General features: G+C 68.7%; 16 protein-coding genes. 7 read left to right on the forward strand and 9 right to left on the reverse strand.

The genetic code is table 11. From position 1 onward, the window contains the following. Nucleotide 1: 1 nt before the first annotated feature. Genes RBH22_RS11060 through RBH22_RS11070 form a run of 3 tightly spaced genes read left to right on the forward strand, consistent with a single transcriptional unit; the run spans nt 2 to nt 5,695 of the window. On the forward strand, nt 2-2,296 hold the full coding sequence (locus RBH22_RS11060; protein ID WP_306677496.1) for a kinase anchor protein: 2,295 nt from the start codon (nt 2-4) through the stop codon (nt 2,294-2,296). Further along, nucleotides 2,287-3,636 (forward strand): DUF444 family protein, encoded by a 1,350-nt coding sequence (locus RBH22_RS11065; RefSeq protein WP_306677497.1) that lies wholly within the window; start codon nt 2,287-2,289, stop codon nt 3,634-3,636. The genes RBH22_RS11060 and RBH22_RS11065 overlap by 10 nt, the downstream gene beginning before the upstream one ends. 43 nt (nt 3,637-3,679) lie before the next feature. Beyond that, the gene (locus RBH22_RS11070; RefSeq protein ID WP_306677498.1) at nt 3,680-5,695 is read left to right on the forward strand and encodes a SpoVR family protein; all 2,016 of its coding nucleotides are present in this window, start codon (nt 3,680-3,682) and stop codon (nt 5,693-5,695) included. A 40-nt stretch (nt 5,696-5,735) separates the two neighbouring features. Here the strand turns inward: RBH22_RS11070 and RBH22_RS11075 are convergent, their stop codons facing one another. The 3 genes from RBH22_RS11075 to RBH22_RS11085 are packed head-to-tail and all read right to left on the reverse strand — an operon-like array spanning nt 5,736 to nt 8,510. After that, nucleotides 5,736-6,014: a ubiquitin-like small modifier protein 1 gene (locus tag RBH22_RS11075; RefSeq protein WP_256545585.1), complete on the reverse strand. Its 279-nt coding sequence runs from the start codon at nt 6,012-6,014 to the stop codon at nt 5,736-5,738. Nucleotides 6,015-6,045: 31 nt separating this feature from the next. After that, nucleotides 6,046-7,266: a TrkA C-terminal domain-containing protein gene (locus RBH22_RS11080; protein WP_306677499.1), complete on the reverse strand. Its 1,221-nt coding sequence runs from the start codon at nt 7,264-7,266 to the stop codon at nt 6,046-6,048. Further along, entirely contained in the window at nt 7,266-8,510 is a 1,245-nt protein-coding gene (locus RBH22_RS11085) for a TrkA C-terminal domain-containing protein (RefSeq protein ID WP_306677500.1), read from the reverse strand. The genes RBH22_RS11080 and RBH22_RS11085 overlap by 1 nt, the downstream gene beginning before the upstream one ends. A gap of 120 nt (nt 8,511-8,630) precedes the next feature. Between RBH22_RS11085 and RBH22_RS11090 the strand changes: the two genes are divergently transcribed. After that, nucleotides 8,631-9,887 (forward strand): NAD-binding protein, encoded by a 1,257-nt coding sequence (locus RBH22_RS11090; protein WP_306677501.1) that lies wholly within the window; start codon nt 8,631-8,633, stop codon nt 9,885-9,887. Nucleotides 9,888-9,902: 15 nt separating this feature from the next. On the opposite strand, the gene RBH22_RS11095 is transcribed toward RBH22_RS11090, so the two are convergent. From RBH22_RS11095 to RBH22_RS11120, 6 genes are all read right to left on the reverse strand, one after another. Further along, complete coding sequence (locus RBH22_RS11095; RefSeq protein ID WP_306677502.1) at nt 9,903-11,426, reverse strand: HPP family protein; 1,524 nt, start codon at nt 11,424-11,426, stop codon at nt 9,903-9,905. Nucleotides 11,427-11,429: 3 nt separating this feature from the next. Next, nucleotides 11,430-12,158 carry a nucleoside phosphorylase gene (locus RBH22_RS11100; RefSeq protein ID WP_256288978.1) on the reverse strand — a complete coding sequence of 243 codons (729 nt, stop codon included), beginning with the start codon at nt 12,156-12,158 and terminating at the stop codon, nt 11,430-11,432. Between the two features lie 125 nt (nt 12,159-12,283). Beyond that, nucleotides 12,284-12,862 (reverse strand): hypothetical protein, encoded by a 579-nt coding sequence (locus RBH22_RS11105; protein WP_306677503.1) that lies wholly within the window; start codon nt 12,860-12,862, stop codon nt 12,284-12,286. A 90-nt stretch (nt 12,863-12,952) separates the two neighbouring features. After that, nucleotides 12,953-13,816 (reverse strand): carbohydrate kinase family protein, encoded by an 864-nt coding sequence (locus RBH22_RS11110; RefSeq protein ID WP_306677504.1) that lies wholly within the window; start codon nt 13,814-13,816, stop codon nt 12,953-12,955. A gap of 100 nt (nt 13,817-13,916) precedes the next feature. Further along, entirely contained in the window at nt 13,917-14,738 is an 822-nt protein-coding gene (locus RBH22_RS11115) for a DUF63 family protein (protein ID WP_306677505.1), read from the reverse strand. A 93-nt stretch (nt 14,739-14,831) separates the two neighbouring features. After that, nucleotides 14,832-15,380: a hypothetical protein gene (locus RBH22_RS11120; RefSeq protein ID WP_306677506.1), complete on the reverse strand. Its 549-nt coding sequence runs from the start codon at nt 15,378-15,380 to the stop codon at nt 14,832-14,834. Nucleotides 15,381-15,472: 92 nt separating this feature from the next. On the opposite strand from RBH22_RS11120, the gene gatD reads away from it, so the two are divergent. The 3 genes from gatD to RBH22_RS11135 are packed head-to-tail and all read left to right on the forward strand — an operon-like array spanning nt 15,473 to nt 18,596. Beyond that, nucleotides 15,473-16,726, forward strand: a complete 1,254-nt coding sequence (gene gatD, locus RBH22_RS11125) for a Glu-tRNA(Gln) amidotransferase subunit GatD (protein ID WP_306677507.1) — start codon at nt 15,473-15,475, stop codon at nt 16,724-16,726. 51 nt (nt 16,727-16,777) lie between these two features. After that, nucleotides 16,778-17,062: a DNA-binding protein gene (locus RBH22_RS11130; protein WP_256288983.1), complete on the forward strand. Its 285-nt coding sequence runs from the start codon at nt 16,778-16,780 to the stop codon at nt 17,060-17,062. Continuing rightward, nucleotides 17,052-18,596, forward strand: a complete 1,545-nt coding sequence (locus RBH22_RS11135) for a hypothetical protein (protein WP_306677508.1) — start codon at nt 17,052-17,054, stop codon at nt 18,594-18,596. The genes RBH22_RS11130 and RBH22_RS11135 overlap by 11 nt, the downstream gene beginning before the upstream one ends. Nucleotides 18,597-18,673 lie beyond the last annotated feature (77 nt).

Consider the following 18,673-nt stretch of genomic DNA (forward strand, 5'->3'; position numbering starts at 1 on the left):
GATGACCGCCCACAACCCAAACCCCGCGAAGGACTACGTCGAGACCGCAGACGACCACCTCCGCGGTACCTACGAGGAGCCGATGAGCCTGGAGGCGTACGTCGATGCCGCGTTCGAGCGACCGTCGATCGCCGCCCACGCCTCGAAGTACCTGCTGGACGCGATCGAGTCGATGGGAACGCGAACGGTTCTCGAAGAGGGGGAGACGCGCGAGCGCTACCGCTTCTTCGACGACCCCGCGAACGACGGCGAACACGCCGTCCTCGGCAACACCGAGGTCTTGAACCGCTTCGTCGACGACCTCCGGACGATCGCCGCCGACCGGGGGAAGTCCGAGAAGATCCTCTGGTTCGACGGCCCGACCGCGACCGGAAAGTCCGAGCTCAAGCGCTGTCTCATCAACGGCCTGCGCGCGTACTCGAAGACCGACGCCGGTCGGCGCTACACCGTCGAGTGGAACGTCGCGGCCGCCAGCGACACCCGCGGCCTCTCGTACGGCGGCGAGTCGACCGCGCCCGAACAGGAGTCCGACTGGTACGAGAGCCCGGTACAGTCACACCCGCTGTCTGTCTTCCCGTCGGCGGTTCGCAGCGACCTCCTGGCGGAACTGAACCGCCAGTCCGGCGATCACGTCCCCATCGCCGTCGACGAGGAACTCGACCCGTTCTGCAGGGAAGCCTACGAGTTCTTAGAGGAGAAGTACCGCCGCAACGGGCGCCGGGAGTTGTTCTCGGCGGTGACCGACCCCTCGCACCTGCGCGTGAAGAACTACGTCGTCGACGTCGGGCGCGGGATCGGCGTCCTCCACTCCGAGGACGACGGCTCGCCCAAAGAGCGCCTCGTCGGGTCGTGGATGCCGGGGATGCTCCGCGAACTCGACTCGCGCGGGCGGAAGAACCCCCAGGCGTTCAGCTACGACGGCGTGCTCTCGCAGGGCAACGGCCTCCTCACGATCGTCGAGGACGCCGCCCAGCACGCGGACCTGCTCCAGAAGCTCCTGAACGTCCCCGACGAAGGACACGTCAAGCTAGATAAGGGAATCGGGATGGACGTCGACACCCAACTCGTCATCATCTCGAACCCCGACCTCGACGCCGAACTCGACAAGTACGCCGACCGGAACGGTCGCGACCCGCTGAAGGCGCTCAAGCGCCGGCTCGACAAACACGAGTTCCGCTACCTCACGAACGTCTCGTTGGAGGCGGAGTTGATCCGCCGGGAGCTCACCGACGAAACGGCCGTCTGGGACGTCGAAGACGAAGAGGAACTCCGCGAGCGCGTCCGCGCGCCGCTCGTCGTCGACGTGCAGAACGCGCCGGGGTCGGTGCGGGCCAGAGAGCTCGCGCCGCACGCTGTGGAGGCGGCCGCGATGTACAGCGTGCTCACCCGACTCGACAGCGAGGACGTCCCCGCCGGCTACGACCTCGTCGACAAGGCGCTGCTCTTCGACTTCGGCTACGTTCAGGAGGGCGACGACCGGACGCGCGTCGACGAGTTCGACTTCGACGGCGACGGCGAGGGGATCCACGGCGTCCCCGTCACGTTCACCCGGGACGTCATCGCGGACCTGCTGCACGAGGAGACCGACCGCTGGCACACCGACCTCGCCGTCGAACACGTGGTCCTGCCCGAGGACGTACTCGACGCGATGGCTGCCGGCCTCCACGACGCCCCCGTCTTCTCCCGCTCGGAGCGCGCGGAGTACGAGGACCGCGTAACGCTGGCAAAGGAGTACGTTCTCGACAGACAGGAGTCCGACGTGCTCGCTGCGTTGCTCGCGGACCGCTCGGTCGAACGCGAGACGGTCGCAGAGTACGTCGAGCACGTCTACGCGTGGGACGGCGACGAGCAGATCGAGACCGAGCGCGGACCGGTCGATCCCGATCCGCTGTTGATGAAGCTCTTCGAGACCGAACAGCTCGGTCGGTTCGACGACGACGACTACCTCGGAAACCGCCCGACCGACTCCGTCGAGGAGTTCCGCCGCGAGAAGATCATCACCGCGCTGAACCGCTACGCGTGGGAGAACCGCGACGCCGGGTTCACCGTCGACGACGTCGACCTCTCGGAGATTCCGGTGATCCGATCGGTGCTCGACACCTACGACTGGGACGACGTCAAACGGCTCTACGAGGACTTCGACCCCGCACAGTGGGACGACCCGCCGGAGAACACGGAGACGGCGCGGCTGAAAGCACAGACGATCGACGAACTGACGGCCCGCGGCTACACGCCGGCGTCGGCCGAACTGACGAGCCGCGCAGTGATGCGTGAGGTGCGCCACCGATGGGACTGAGAGAAGACCTCGAACGATTCCGCGAAGTGGGCGAAGAGCGCCGCGAAGACCTCGAATCGTTCATTCGATACGGGGATCTCAGCGGCTCGAACTCCGACGAGATCGAGATTCCGATCAAGGTCGTCGACTTACCGGAGTTCAAGTACGACCAACTCGACCGCGGCGGCGTCGGCCAGGGACAGGGCGGCACCCCAGACGTCGGCCAGCCCGTCGGCCAGCCACAGCCGCAACCCGGCGACGGGGACGGCGACGGCGACGAGGACGGCGAACCCGGCGAGGAGGGCGGCGAGCACGGCTACTACGAGATGGACCCCGAGGAGTTCGCCGAGGAACTCGACGAGGAGCTCGGTCTCGATCTCGAACCCAAAGGGAAGGAAGTGATCGAAGAGATCGAGGGCGACTTCACCGACGTCACCCGCACCGGCCCCAACAGCACGCTCGACTTCGAACGGCTGTTCAAACAGGGACTCAAGCGGAAGCTCGCGACCGACTTCGACGAGGAGTTCGTCCGCGAGGCGATGCGAGTCGCGGGCGAGACGCCCGAGTCGGTCTACCGCTGGTGCCGGGAGGAGAACATCCTCGTCTCGCTCCCGTGGATCGAGTCCGAGTGGGACAAGATTTCGGACGACGAGCGGGGCCGCTGGGACTCCTTCGAGGAGATGACCGACAACGTCGAGCGCAGCACGGCCGTCCAGCGCATCCGACGGCGCGGGCTCCGCGAGATCCCGTTCCGCCGGGACGACGAGCGCTACCGGCATCCCGAGATCGAGGAGAAAAAGCAGAAGAACGTCGTCGTCGTCAACATCCGCGACGTCTCGGGTTCGATGCGCGAGACGAAGCGCGAACTCGTCGAGCGGACGTTCACGCCGCTGGATTGGTATCTCCAGGGGAAGTACGACAACGCCGAGTTCGTCTACATCGCCCACGACGCCGACGCCTGGGAGGTCGACCGCGAGGAGTTCTTCGGCATCCGCTCGGGCGGCGGCACGCGCATCTCCAGCGCGTACGAACTGGCGAAGCAGGTCCTCGAAGAGCAGTACCCCTGGGCGGAGTGGAACCGCTACGTCTTCGCCGCCGGCGACTCCGAGAACTCCTCGAACGACACGACCGAGCGGGTGATCCCGCTGATGCGGGACATCCCGGCGAACCGCCACGCGTACGTGGAGACCCAGCCCGGCGGCACCGCGATCAACGCGACGCACGCCGAGGAGGTCGATCGCGCCTTCGCGGACGACGGCGACGTCGTCGTCGCGTCCGTCGGCTCGCCCGAGGACGTCACCGACGCGATCTACGAGATCCTCCAGCCGGCGTCGGCGAAGGCCAAGGCGGAGACGTCGTGACGATGCGCGCCGACACCACTCAACCAATCACACAACACACACTATGACCACCAGATTGCGACGCTTCAGACGGGCGGCACGCGAGGAGGCCGAGCGGCTCGAAGAGCCGGTCCGGGAGGCCGCCGCGCTCGCCCGGAAACTCGGACTCGACCCCTACCCGGTGAACTACTGGGTGGTCGACTACGACGAGATGAATCAGCTCATCGCCTACGGCGGGTTCCAGCGGCGGTATCCGCACTGGCGCTGGGGGATGACCTACGACCGCCAGCAGAAACAAGACCAGTTCGGGATGGGCAAGGCCTTCGAGATCGTCAACAACGACGACCCGAGCCACGCCTTCCTGCAGGAGTCGAACACGCTGGCCGACCAGAAGGCGGTCATCACCCACGTCGAGGCCCACGCGGACTTCTTCCGCAACAACGAGTGGTTCAGCCGGTTCTCCGGCGACAACGACCTCGACGCCGCGGCGATGCTCGAACGGCACGCCGAGACCATCCAGCGGTACGTCGACGGCTCCGACATCGACCGCGAGGCGGTCGAGCGCTTCGTCGACGCCGTCACGTGCTTAGAGGATACGATCGACCAACACCGACCCCTGAGCGCCGACCCCGATACCGGCCGGACCCAGCCCGAGGACCTCCGGGAGCGACTCGACGGGATGGACCTCTCTGCGGCGGTCAGAGAGGCCGTCTTCGACGACGAGTGGCTCGACGACCTCGCGGAGGCGGAAGCCGCCGCGGCCGACCTCGATCACCCGCGCTCGGACGTGCTCGGGTTCCTCCGCGAGCACGCGACGGTCTACGACGAGGAGGCGGGCGAAGCCGTCGAGATGGAGTCCTGGCAGAAGGACGTCCTCGACTTGCTCCGCCGGGAGGCGTACTACTTCGCCCCCCAGAAGATGACGAAGACGATGAACGAGGGGTGGGCCGCCTTCTGGGAGTCGCTGATGATGGGCGAGGAGCGCTTTGCCGGCGAAGACGAGTTCCTCACCTACGCCGATCACCAATCGCGGGTGTTGGGTTCGCCGGGGATGAACCCCTACAAGCTCGGGAAGGAGCTGTGGGAGTACGTCGAGAACACGACCAACCGGCGCGAGGTGGCGGACAAGCTGCTCCGCGTCGAGGGGATTACCTGGCGGAACTTCCACGACGCCGTCGACTTCGAGCGGGTGCAGTCGCTGCTCGAACCGCCGGCGGCGATCGACACGGTCCGAAGCGACACCATCGACGACCTCGCTGCGCTGCCCGAGGACGACCCGCGCGTCGACTGGGAGTCGCTGGACCGGGCGCTGTCGGATCCGGACGCCGTCGACGTCGACCGCTACCCGTGGAAGGTCCTCACCTACGAGGGACTCGCCGAGCGGCACTTCTCGCTCCTGAAACCGCAGTACTGCGGCTTCCTGCGTCGCATCCGCCGCTCGGAACTCGAACAGCTCTCCAGATACATGTTCGACGACGAGAAGTACGCGAGCGTCGAGGAGGCTATCGACGACGTCGACAAGACGGCCGGCTGGGACCGGATGCGGGAGGTCCGCCGGAGTCACAACGACGTGACGTTCGTCGACGCGTTCCTCTCGCCGGAGTTCGTCGAGGAGAACCACTACTTCACCTACGAGTACACCCGCGCGACGGGGGACTTCCGCGTGGCGTCGACGGACCACGCCGACGTGAAAAAGAAGCTGCTCCTGCAGTTCACCAACTTCGGGAAGCCGACGATCGCCGTCTTCGACGACAACTTCGAGAACCGTGGCGAACTGCTGCTCGGGCACCGCTACAACGGCATTATGCTCGACATCGGCGAAGCACGCGACGTGCTCGAACGCATCCACGAGCTGTGGGGGCGCCCGGTGAATCTGATGACGATCCGCAAGGAGTTCGACGAACACGAGGTCGAAGTCGCTCGGCGGCGGAACCGCGAGCCCGAACCGACCGAAGCCGGCGTTCGAATCCGCTACGACGGCGACTCGTTCGACGAGTTCGAACTCGACCCCGAGCTAGAAGAGCGGATTCAGGCGTCCGACGTCGACTACGACACCAAGCCCGAGGAGTGGCTGTCGTAGTCGCCGCGCCGTTTTTCCTCGTATCGGCGGTCGCCGCCCGTCAGCGCGCGGACCCGCCGGTCACGGGCGGGAACATCGCGAGTTCGTCGCCGTCGGCCACCGACGCCGAGAGGTCCGCCGGCGAGCCGTTCTGCATCAGATTCACGTCGTCCGCGAGGTCCTCGCCGTCGAGAATCCGGTCGCCGAGTCCCTCACAGTCAGCCAAGAGCGCGTCGAGTGCGTCGCCGATCGTCGACTCAGCCTCGACAGAGACGGCGTGTTCGCGTCCGCCCGCCACCTCGGCGAGGTCGGCGAACAGTCGCCAGTTGACCGTGTGCATACTTCCACTCGCGCGCCGGGCGAGTTGAGCGTTACGCCGCTGCGAGCGTTGCCACGTCGCGCAGCCGTTCCGGGCGGGCGACCAGATAGAGCGCGTCGCCGGCGGCGAGCGTGCGGCTCCGCGCCGGAATCGGCTCGATCGCCCCACGCGTGGGGCGCACGGCGGCGACAGTGGCGTCGACGTCGCCGACCGTCGCCCCGTCGAGGTCGCTCCCGGCGCCGACGGTGACGACGTCCATCGTCTCGTCGGCCGCGCGTAGCAGCGAGGTGAACTCCCGCTCCGCGCCGGGGTCGCTGGGGAGCGTGAGCAGTCGATAGGACGCCGCGGGATCGAGGTTTTCGGCGTCCGCCTCGTCGACGACGACGGTGGCGACGTCGCCGGTCACCGCCCGGAGTTCGCCGCTCGCGACGCGCGCTGCGGTCCCGCTCGCGCTCTCCACCGCGCCCTCACCTGCCTCGGTCCGCCGCCACAACTGGACGGCGTCGCCCGCCGACGCGCCCGCCCCGGGGTCCGCCCGGACAGCGACGGCGGCAAAGCCGGGGGCGAGTGTCGTTCCGAGTCCCGCGACGCGCCGGCCCAGCCCGAGCCGCGTGACGGTGCCGTCGTCGTCGAGTTCGAGGTCGACGTAGCCTACGCCGTAGTCCTCCTTGATGCGCGCGACGACCCGGTCGCGGAGGGCGTCACCGCGGAGATTGCGGGGGACGAGCAGCGTCTTCCCGGCGAGCGCGTCCTTCGTCGCCGCCGGGACCGGCTCGTAGCCCTCGATGTCGTCGACGTCGGATTCGACCTCCGGGAGTTCGACGGCGCGGACGCGCCCGACGTTGCTCACGAGCCGGCTGACTTCGGTGTCGAGTTCGCGGGCGCCGACGACGGCGAACGCGCTCGTGGTGAGCCGATCGCCGACCGCGCGTCCGGCGGGCGAGACGACGATTGCCGCGCCGAGCGCCGCCGCGTTGACGAGGACGACCATCGGGTCGAACACCGCCGCCGGGTCGGATCCGACGGCCTGCTGGAAGAGGCCCACGGCGTTGAGATACAGCGCGACGCCGGACGCCCCCGTGAGCGTCGCCAGCCACGCCGGGATCTCCTCGCGCGTGTACCAGCGATAGACGACCGCGGCAGCGGCAGCGACTATCGCAGCGACTGCTGCGAGCCCGACCACCCGAGTGAGCGCGCCGATCAACGACGGGTCCGCCGGGATAGTGTCGCCGAGTTGGAGGGGCGCGGTGAGCGCGACGCCGACTGAGGACATTACGACGCCACCTCCGCGAACCGATCGAGCTCCGACGTGCTCCCGACGACGACGAGGTCGTCGCCCGCGGTGATCGACCGCGTCCCGCGCGGGGCGATAGCCCACGATCCGCCGTGTCTGACCGCCAGTACCGCCACGCCGTAGGTGTCCCGGACCGACGCCTCACCGAGCGTCGTATCAGCCAGTTCGCTCCGATCGCTGACCGTGACCCGCCGGAATCGCTTGCCCGTCCGGCGCAGGAGTCCGACCAGTTCGAATTCCCGGCGGCTCCCTCGCGAACGGACGGCGAGGCGGACGTCGTCCGCTCCGAGCAGCGAGGTCGCCGTCTGCCGATCGGTCGCGAGCGTGACTCGGACCCGACCGCCGACGGCCCTGGGTAGCGACGGCGACTCCGGTGGGAGGTCTGCGTCGCCGCCGTCGGTGGCCGCCTCGTCAGTCGTGTCGGTCTCGGTATCCCCGGACGGAGTCGGCGTCGTTCCCCCGTCGACGACGCCGAGGAGTCGCGCGTCGAACTGCTCGCCGTCCGCCAGAACGGTCACCTCGTCGCCACGCGCCGCGCCCGTCGGGATCAGCGCGTCGACCGAGACGGCCCGCTCCCCGGGATCGAGGTGCTTCGAGAGCCCGCTCGTCGGCGGCGCGGCCGCGACCGTCGCCCGGCCGCGCTCGTCGAGCGTCACAGCGACTTCGACGAGGTGGTACTCGGTCCGGAGCGCGGCTTCGACGCGCGATTCCAGTTCGACGAGCGGGAGGTCGGCCGGAAACGTCCACGTCTCCGCGCGGATCGACTCGTGGAGCGCCTCGGGGAGCGGCGGATACCCCTCGACGTCGCCGACGTCCCCGACGACGCTGATGCGGACCTGCCCGCGCCCGCCGACGAGTTCGACGACGTCGGTCGAGAGCGTCCGCTTCGTGAGTTCCCGAAGGTTGAGCCGCTTCGGGAGTGCCGCCCCCATCTTATCGCCCTGTGCGTGGGCGTACAGCGTCCCCATCAGCACGACGAGCAAGGCGATCGTGAGCCGCAACTGGTTCGTCGACCCGGTGAGCGAGGGGTCCGCGAGCGCGAGGAGACCGCCGTTGAGCCCCGCGATCGCGACACCGAGGCCGACGACCCCCAGCCCCGGGATCGTAATTCCGGTAAAGTATTTGAACCCGAACCCGAGCAGCCACGCGATGAGCGCGGGAACGAGTCCGGTCAACACGCCGAGGTAGAGTCCGTAGAGGACCTCGACAGGGAGCGACGCCATCGACGGCACCTCTCGGCCCGACGATTTACAGTTGTCGCTGCATCGCCTTCCGGAAGCCGTGAAGCGGTCGCGCGAGGAAAATGACGAGACTATTAACCCAGAGACGACGCAGAGAGAGATATGGCGCTCTCGCGGGACTGGATCGGCGCACGCGCGTCAGTCGTACTGACGTTCTTCGTCGGTGTCCTCGCCGTCGTGACCGGCATCGCCAACATCGGCGTCGGCGGCACGGCGGACTTTCAGCTGTTCGGCGTTGTCGTCTCCGGCGTCGTCCGCCAGATCACCGCCTTCACGGGGACACTGACCGGGTTCCTGCTCCTCGTGAGCGCGTTCGGGCTTCGGCGACGCCTCCGCGCGGCGTGGTATGCGACGCTCTTCCTGTTTCCGATCACGGCCGCTCAGGGCGTCCTGCAGTCCTCGGAGCTGTCGCTACCGCTCGTGGCCCTCTCGGTGCTGGCGCTGCTCGTCGTCGGAGTGAACGTCCGCGCGTTCGACCGCGAACTGTCGCTGTCGACGACGCAGATCGCGTCGCTGGCGGCGCTCGCCGGCGCACAGGGCTACGGGACCGTCGGGGCGTACGCCTTACAGGAGGAGTTCAACGGCGTGAGCACGCTCCTCGACGCATTCTACTTCTCGCTCGTCACCGGCAGCACCGTCGGTTACGGCGACATCACGCCGCGCTCGGCGGTCGGCGAACTGTTCGCGCTGTCGGTGTTGCTCGTGACGGTCTCGTCGTTCGCGGTCGTCCTCGGTGTCGTCTTCACCCCACTCATCGAAGCGCAGTTCTCGAAAGCACTCGGACGTATGACAGAAGAACAACTCGACGTACTGGAAAACCACGTCCTCGTTCTCGGTTTCGGGGACCTGACGGAACCGATTCTCGAAGAACTCTCCTCGAAGGCCGACGTGCTCGTCGTCGTCCCCGACGAGGAGCGCGCCCGGCGGCTCTCGGACCGCGGCTACACCGTCCTCACTGACGATCCGAGCGACGAGGAGGCCCAGCAACGCGGGAAGGTCGAGGTCGCACAGGCCGTCGTCGCGGCGACGAACAACGACGCCGAGGACGCGCTCGCGATTCTGACCGCGCGCCAGCTCAATCCCGAGGTGACGATCGTCGCGGCCGCGACGCAGCGCGAGAACGTGAACAAGCTGAAGCGCGCCGGTGCCGACACCGTCATTAGTCCGGCGACGCTGGGCGCGCACTTCCTCGCGGAGTCCGCGCTCGGCGGCCACGGGGCCGAAGCGCTCGAAGAACGCCTGCTGGGTGCCGAGGGCGACGAAGACCTAGAGGCTGCCGCCGCAGCCGTTAGTGAAGCCGCTGATGGAGACGACGAGAATGGCAGCGAACGCAGCGGCCACGCCGACTCCGATCACTGATCACGACGCATCGGATCAGCGACCTCTGTCGAAGACGGCGACGTCGCAATCGAGGTGCTGGACGCGCTCGAACGTCGGCGGAGAGACGAACCGCGAGGCCGGCGATCGCTCGCCGCTAGAGCCGATGACGAGGAGGTCGTAGTTGTCGGCGTTGGCGGCGATGAACTCGTCGACGGGCGAGCGAGCGACGCGCGTCTCGATGTTCCCCTCGACGGTCTCGACGAGGCGGTCGAGCCGGCGTTCCGCCGGGCGGCGCTCGACCTCGCCCCCGATGCAGGTGGTGACGCTCACGGTCCCGCGCTGTCCGGTGAGGCGGGTCGCGAAATCGACCATCCCGTGAGCGACGTCGCCCGGGCGGGCCACGAGGACGAGCACGCGGTTCCAGCGGCGACGATCGGAGACCGACCGGAACGCCACCGCGTCGAGGTCGCTGTCGAAGATACCGCTGACGTAGCCCGAGAGCGTGCCGCGGTCCTCCTCGTAGGGCGTCACCACGAGGTCGCAGTTTGCGTTCCGCGCCGCCTCGACCGTCGCCGAGACCGGCTCGCCGGCGACGACGACGACCTCGCAGGGGACGCCGACGCGCGTGCGGATGACGTCGGCGCACCGTTCGAGTCGCTGGACGGACTCGTTCGCCACGGGTGCGTCGGTGTCGTCGCCGCGTTCTCCGGTCGTCTCCGCCGCTGTCGTTGCGGTCGCATCCCCGCCTCCGGCCATCGAGGCGGCCGATTCCGCGCTGGTGTCGGCGTCCGCAACCTCAGCTTCCACAGCCTCAGCTTCCGTGGCCTCAGCTTCCGCCGTCGAGAGCACGTCGAAGAGGACGACCTTACCAGCCTCGTGGGCGGCCGCGAGCCGGGCGCCGAAGAGCGCGGTCCGCTCGGCTGTCTCGCCCCGCATCGGGACGAGCACGTGGTCGTCGCCGTGGACGGTCTCGTAGAGGTACTGCGCGCGCTTCTCGTAGAACTCCTCGCGCCAGACGACGAACGCGGTCGCGACCACCGTCGCCGCGAGGAAGATGCTGGCGACGTATGTCACCGGTTCCACGTCGCCGGTCACGAGCGCGAGGAGCGCCGTCGAGAACGCCGAGGGGGCCTCGATGCGCGCCGCCCAGGTGACGAGACCGGTGAGAAAGATCGCGAGCGCCGCGCTCTCGGGGTGGACGATCCCCGTTTCGATGGGGCCGTACGCCCACGTCGTCGCCGTGTACGCCGCGAGGCCGCAGAGCGCGCCGACGGTGAGGCTCGCGACGAACCGAAGCGGGTCGGCGTACTGACCTTCGGGATCAGAAACGAGCGTGTAAGTCCCCGAAGCGAGCGGCGGGAACAGCAGGAACGAGAGCGTCTGGACCTGATTCGAGAGGTACGTGACGAATCCGATGACGACCGGGATGAAGAGGACGATCGAGAGGTGTAACAGATTGCCCGTGTTCTGGACCCAGCGGCGGAGTTCAGACGCCTCTCGCCGCTCGATCCGTCGGAGGCGGTTCCGCGCCGCGGCGAGCGCTTCGAGCGCCGCGTCGAGGAGACGCCGTCCGAACATCGCCTACGCGAGATCGACGACGGCGTCCAGCGTGAGCGAGATGGCTCGCTCGACGTTGTTCTTCGCCTTCTCGGGGAGTTCGGCGTCGGAGTCGGCGCCCTTCTGTGTCCCCTCGACGAGGTTGCCGTCGACGGTGCAGATCGCGCCGGCGGCCATCCCCTTCCGTCGCGCGATCGAGAACACCGCGGCGGCTTCCATCTCGACGGCGAGGAGGTTCGCGTCCTCCCAGTCGTCGACGTAGGCGTCGGTCTCGTTGTAGAACGCGTCGTCGGAGACGATCGGCCCGACGTGTACGTCTTCGTCGTTCGCCTCGGCGGAGTCGACGAGCGCCGAGAGCACGTCGTAGTCGGGGACGGCCGGAATGACGGCGTCCTCGTAGCGCTTCGAGGTCCCCTCCTCTTTCGCCGCGCCGGTCGCGACGACCATATCCCCGATCTCGATCCCGGACTGGAGCGCGCCCGTCGTCCCGACGCGGATCACCGTCTCGACCCCGACGCGGGAGAGTTCCTCGACGGCGATCGCCGCCGAGGGGCAGCCGATCCCCGTCGAGCAGATCGTCAGCGGCACGCCCTCGTAGGTGGCGTTCACGACCTTGTACTCGCGGTTTTCGGCGACCGTCTCGGCGTCTTCGCACTGACTCGCGATCCGGTCGACGCGACCGGGGTCACCAGGAATGAGCGCGGTGTCGTGAACGTCGCCCGATTCGACGAGGAGGTGCGGCTGTTTCGCCATATCCGATTGCTCGCGGGAGACGGTGAAAAACGACGCGGTCACCGGCCGATCGCGCGGCGACGGAACGCACCGACCGTCCGTGTCGTCGCCGCGGGCGCTCGGCGGAACGCCATCGGTCCTCGCGCCTAGAGGAGCGTCGTCAACGCTGGCGTCGCGACCGCGACAACGGCGGCGAAGACGAACGTCGACCGGAGCCACTGGCCCCGGACTGCCGTCGAGCGCTCCTCGTAGATCCGGCGGCCGGCACGCGGAAGGACGACGTGCGCGAAAAAGCCATAGACGAACGCGGAGACGCCGACCGTGGCGGCCAGATGCGGGAGCAGATCCACGCCGCCGATCCTGAGCAGTCCGGGAATGGTGATCGAAACCACGAGATACAGCAGCGCGTACAGCACGCCCGCGAGGGCGCCGGTGGCGTGGTGCACTGCGATCGCCTCCGAGAGCGAGACCTTCTCGGGCGCGACCCGACGGACGACGGCGGCGGCGACGTACGCGGGCGTGAATCCGTCTTCCTGTTTCGACATCGGGACGTCCATCACCACGGCGGCCAGGAGGCCACAGAGCGCGCAGGCGACGACGAAGTACGCTGCGCCGCCATCGATGATCCCCCCCGTGTCGGTCACGAGTGAAACGGACCCGATACGGCCGGCTGCGGCCGAGAGCGCGTTCCCGAGTGCGGCGGCAGCGACGAGCACGAACGTCACAATCGATCACACCTCCCGCGTCCGGTGGCAAAAACACCCCTGTTTCGGGTCACCGATGGCGGTCCGAACTCACACCGCAGAGGTCCGGCGTCACTCCCCGAGGAACGCCCGGACGTCGTCCCACGTCAGCGACGTCCGCGCGCCAGGGGCTTTCGACGCGAGCGCGCCGCAGGCGTTCGCGACCGCGAGCGCGCGCTGGTCGTCGGCGCCCTCGACACGCGCGGCGAGGAACCCCGCCGCGAAGGCGTCGCCCGCGCCGGTCGTGTCGACGACGTCGATCGGGTAGCCCGGATGCGCCTCGCGCCGCTCGCCGTCCCGTATCTCGGCCCCCTCTGGGCCGTGCTTGAGGACGAGCGTCTGCTCGGTGAGATCGAACGCATCGAGCGCGAGCGCGGCCTCGCGGTCGTTCAAGAAGAGGTAATCGACCGACGTGATCGCCGGACCGTACCCCCGGTCGTCGATTCGGCGGCCGGGGTCGAAGCTGACCGGAACGCCGTGTTCGGCGGCGCGCTCGGCCAGACGGGTCGCCGTCTCGGGCCGCTGGCTCGTCATATGGAGGTGGTCTGCCCCGTCGAGCGCCGCGTCGGGGAGGTCGTCGGCCGAGAAGGCCTCGTTGGCGCCGGGACAGCCGAGCACCATCACTTCGCCCGAGGGCTCAACGACGATGTACTTCGTCGACGTCTCCAGTTCCTCGCTGGTGACGACGTGGTAGACGTCGACGCCGTTGTCCGCCAGTTCCGCCCGCGCCGTTCGCCCGTGTTCGTCGTCGCCGACGCTACCCAGGAGCGACGAGTCGACGTCGAGATCCGCGAGGCCGTTGGCGACGTTCGCGGCGCTGCCGCCGCCGCCGCAGCGTCGCGAGTCGACGGCCACCTCGCCGTCAGGGTCGGGCAGCGCGTCGACGCGGAGAGTCACGTCCCAGTTCAGGTGGCCGGCGCAGATGACGCGTGACATTTCTCGGGGAGACGCCCCCAGTTCACAAAAGCGCTCGGGCGTGGCTCGCGGGCGCGCGTGATCAGGGTATCAGACAGCGTCGTCCTGCGAGGTAGCGCAGTTACGCCGGCGCGCTGATGGTAAAGAGCAGGATGTTGTGCACCGCCGGCCCGAGGCCGACGGCACCGACGAAGCCGAGGAGCAACTGCGACTGCGTCGGGTCCTCTTCCATCAGGTCCGCGAAGAGCCACACGAGAAGCGAGACGATCGCGATCTTCACGAGGACGAACAGCCACCCCGCACCCAGCACCGGTTCGGTCGGCAGCCCGGCGGCGAACTCGATGATGATTCGCGAGAGCGGCGTCCGCTCGCCGAAGCCGAGCACGTCGATGCCGACGGCGGTCGAAACCCCATCGAGGGCGTGCGCGAAGACCGCGAACGCACCGATCGGGCCCGTCGCCCGGACATCGGGAACGGTGCGCGTGAGCAGAAGCCAGGTCACGGCCGCGACGACGCCCGCGACGACGAGTCCAGCCAGCGGGACGACCGGCGAGAGCGTGCCCGCGGACGCGCCGACCGCGAAAACGCCCGCGACGGACGCGAGCGCGAGCACGCCGCCGACCAGCGCGAGCGCACGGGCGACCGTCCCGCTGTCGAGGAGCGCGTCCGCCGCGACCCACGCCCCGACGCCGACGATCGCGACGGTGACGTAGACGGCGGGCGTTCCAGCGAGCGGGCGGACCGGAGACGGGAGCGAGTTCTCGACGTAGAGGACGTGCAGCGCCGAACCGAGCACCATCCACGGCACGAACGCCAGAATGCGACCGGGCGTGACCGCGGGGCGGCGTCGGGAGACCGCGCCGACGACGGCGCCCGCGGCCACGACGAGGAGTACGAGATACGGCAGCGGCGGTAGGCTGAACCCCTCCGGAAGTATCGCCATACTCGCGAGTCCGGAGCCGGCGGCAAAACGCTACCGAAGCGAAGTGAATCCGACCGCCACGGAGTGCGTGTCGAACAGTTCCTGGGCCGTCCCTCAAACATCCCGGGTGAGCCCGTCGCGGAGGTCGCGACCGAAGTAATGACCCGCGAGCGAGGCCAGGAGTCCGGCGCCGACCCCGACGCCGGCGATGGCGACGCCGTAATCCGCGAGGATCCGCACGGCGACGGGCGCGAAGACGCTGGTGAGCGTCCCGAGAACGAACGCGAGTCCCGCCGCGATTGCCCCGGCGAGGCCGACTTCCAGATAGCGCCGCCGCGAGCCGACGGCCCCGACCGCGAAGGCGACGACGAACAGCCCGAGGAACTGACCGACCGACCCCACGAGCGGGATCGAGCCGCCGGCGACGACGCCGACCACCGAGAGCGCGAGGACGACGAGGAACGAGCGGATCGAGAACGGCGAGCGAAGCGACCCGGGTGCCGACGGAAGTACGCGCCGAAGCCGCCCACCGCGCGCGCTCGCATCGTCTGCTGATCTGCCGGCCGCGTCACGCGGACCCGCGTTATCACTCTCGGCTCCGTCGTCGTCGAGCAGCGACGCGGGGTCGGCCGTCCGTTCTTCCTGTTCCTCTGAGCGCTGCATACACGACCATCGTTGCGACGGGTCGTGACTCTTGTGCCACTCGCTCGCCGCGAACGAATGGATTCAAGTCCGCGCCCTGGGTATCCGGGGGTATGAACCCGGGAGACCGCGTCCGCGTCGAACGCGCGGGCGTCACGAACGAGGGCGTCTTGATGCCCTCCTCGACGTCGGAGCACCTCGTCGTCAAACTCGACGGCGGGTACAACGTCGGCATCACGCGCGAGGACGCCGACGTGGACGTCCTCGAATCCGACGTCTACGACGTCGAGTCCGCACAGACGGAGTCCGGCCCCTCCGAGATCGACTTCGACGACGACCTGCCGACGATCTCGCTCATCTCGACGGGCGGGACGATCGCCTCGACGGTCGACTACCGCACCGGCGCCGTCACGGCGCAGTTCGACGCCGAAGACGTGCTTCGGGCCGTGCCGGATCTCGCCGGCCGCGCCAACTACCGCGGGCGGGTCGTCACGAACATCCTCTCGGAGAATATGACGCCGGGCGTCTGGCAGGAACTCGCCGAGGCCGTCGTCGAGGAGATCCGTGCCGGCGCGGACGGCGTCGTCGTGATGCACGGCACCGACACGATGCAGTTCTCCGCGTCCGCGCTGTCGTATATGCTCGATACGCCCGTCCCGATCGTCTTCACGGGCAGTCAGCGCTCGGCGGACCGTCCCTCCTCGGACAACGTGATGAACGCCGTCAGCGCCGTCGAGGCCGCCAAAGCAGACGCTGCGGAGGTACTCGTCTGTATGCACGCCTCCACGTCGGACGACGTCTGTGCGCTCCACCGCGGCACGCGCGTCCGCAAGAACCACACCTCCCGGCGCGACGCCTTCGAGACCATCGGCGCCGAACCGCTCGGCGAAGTCGACTACGACGCCGAGGAAGTCACGTTCCGCCGCGAGTACGCCGAACGCGGCGAGACGGACCTGGAGACGCATCTTGACCTCGAAGAGAACGTCGACCTCCTGAAGTTCACCCCCGGGATGGACGTCGACCGCTACGCCGAGATGCTTCGGGACGCGGATCTCGACGGCCTCGTCGTCGAGGGCACCGGCCTCGGACACGTCCACACGGATCTCATCCCCGTGCTCGAATCGCTGGTCGACGACGGCGTCGTCGTCGCGATGACGAGTCAGTGTCTGGAAGGCCGCGTCTGCGACCGCGTGTACGACACCGGCCGCGATCTGCTCGATGCGGGCGTCGTCGAAGCCGGCGACACCCTCCCCGGGACGGCCAAGGTGAAACTGATGTGGACGCTTGCGAACGTCGACGACCCGGCGGCGGCGATGCAGCGCCCGCTCGCCGGCGAACTCCAGGAGCGATCGGTTCCCTGGACCTGAAACAGAGCGACAGACACACACCGACGCCGCCGATACGGTCAGGTAACGACGATGAGCGATCACACGAGCGCGGCCCCTGCGGGGTCCGCCGACACTCGGGACGCACCCGAGTACGTCTGCGACGTCTGCGGCCGCGCGTTCTACACTGACGACTTGCTCGTACTGCACCGCGGCGTCCGCCACCCGAGCGTGCTCGACGAGGCCGACCGCGACGCCTACCGCGACGCCTACGCGGCCGAAGAGCGCGCGATCCGCTCGTTCCGCATCCGCGCGCTCGGCATCCTGGTGTTGCTGTACTTCGGCTTTCTCTTCCTCTACGTGTTCTATGCGTCCTGAAACCCCATCGCAGTCCGATCACGACGAGGACGCCGTGAACGACCTCGCAGAGACAGCACCCGGACGTCTCGGGGGCACCATCGGCCCGCGCGGCGCCCGAATCGGCGCGTTCGCGCTCGCGCTGGTCGGCGTGCTGCTCCTCGCGCGCGGCGTCGCCGCGAGCAACGCGGCCGTCGGACTCTCTGAGGCCTCCAGCGAGGGGCTCTCGATCCCGCGCTGGCTCTACGTCGCGACCGGCGGCGCTGCGATCGGCGCGTCGGCGCTCCTGGCGGGCTTCGTGACCGATCGCGGCTTCGTGAATCGCGTCCACGAGTGGCGGCACGGGCTCGGAACACGCGACCGGCTCCGAGGCGTCGGGATGGCGGTCGGCAGCCTGCTCGGTGCGCTCCTGGTTGCGCTGATCGTCTACCGTGGTATCACCGGTCCGCAGGTGTCGACCATCAACTTCGCGGTCGTCGTCGTCTTCGCGGGCGGTCGTGCCGGCCTGACGATGGCGGCGTACGCGATCGGAAACCCGTGGCCGGCGCTGAACCCGTTCCGCGCCGTCACCTCGCGGCTGCCGACCGGCGTCGTCGACTATCCCGAGCGGCTGGGTCGGTGGCCCGCTGTCGCCGGGATTCTCCTTCTCATCTGGGTTGAGACGACGACGGGCGTCACGAACAAACCGAACCTGCTCGCGGCCGCCGTCGCCGGCTACGCCGTCGTCGCCCTCGCGGGCGCGGTGCTCGTCGGTAGCGACGCGTGGTTCCGGAACGCCGATCCGGTTTCGGCGTTCTTCCGGTTCTACGGCCGCGTCGCGCCGCTCGCGTGGGAGGACGGACGACTTCGGCTGTCGCTGCCGGCGATGCGGCTCGTCGAGGACTGGGCCGACGAGTCCCGCCGCGACGGTGGCGACAGCCAGACAGTCGACGCCGACGACACCCGCCTCGTCCGCGGCCTCGACGACGTCGCAATCGCCGTGGCGCTGGTCTGGGAACTCACGTTCAGCGGGTTCGTCACGACCGAGCAGGGCGCCTCTGTGATCCGGGCTGTCGTCGGCGTCGGCCTCCCGCCGATCCTCGTCTACGCGGTGCTCTTCGTCGGCGGCTTTGCCGTCTTCTACGGTGCGTTCCTCGGAGCCGCCCGCATCGCGGTGCGCCGCATCCTGACCACGCGCACGCCCCGCGAACTCGTCGTCGCCTTCGCGCCGTCGCTGCTGGTCATCGCGGCGGGCTACCACCTCGCACACTACTTCGCGTTCTTCCTCTCGCTCTTGCCGTCGCTGTCGGCCGTGCTCGCGGACCCGCTGTCGGCGCCGGCGAACCCCGTGGTGTTCACGCTCCCGGCGTGGGTGTCGGCGCTGAACATCGTCTTCGTGCTCGGCGGACACCTGGTCGCGATCTGGGTCGCGCACTCGACGGCGTATCAGCTCTTTCCCAGCCGGCTCCAGGCGATTCGGAGCCAGTACCCGTTCGTCTTCGTGATGATCGGCTACACCGCGGTGAGTCTGTGGCTCATCTCGCTGCCGTCGACGACGCCCGCGTTCCTCGGGTGACCGGGCGGTCTCCCGTCTCGCTTTCGACCGTCCGCGACGAGCGCAAAGCACTTGTCGCCGCGTCCACTGAGAGCGGT

Source organism: Halobellus sp. H-GB7 (assembly GCF_030848585.1).
Lineage (GTDB): Archaea > Halobacteriota > Halobacteria > Halobacteriales > Haloferacaceae > Haloquadratum > Haloquadratum inordinatus.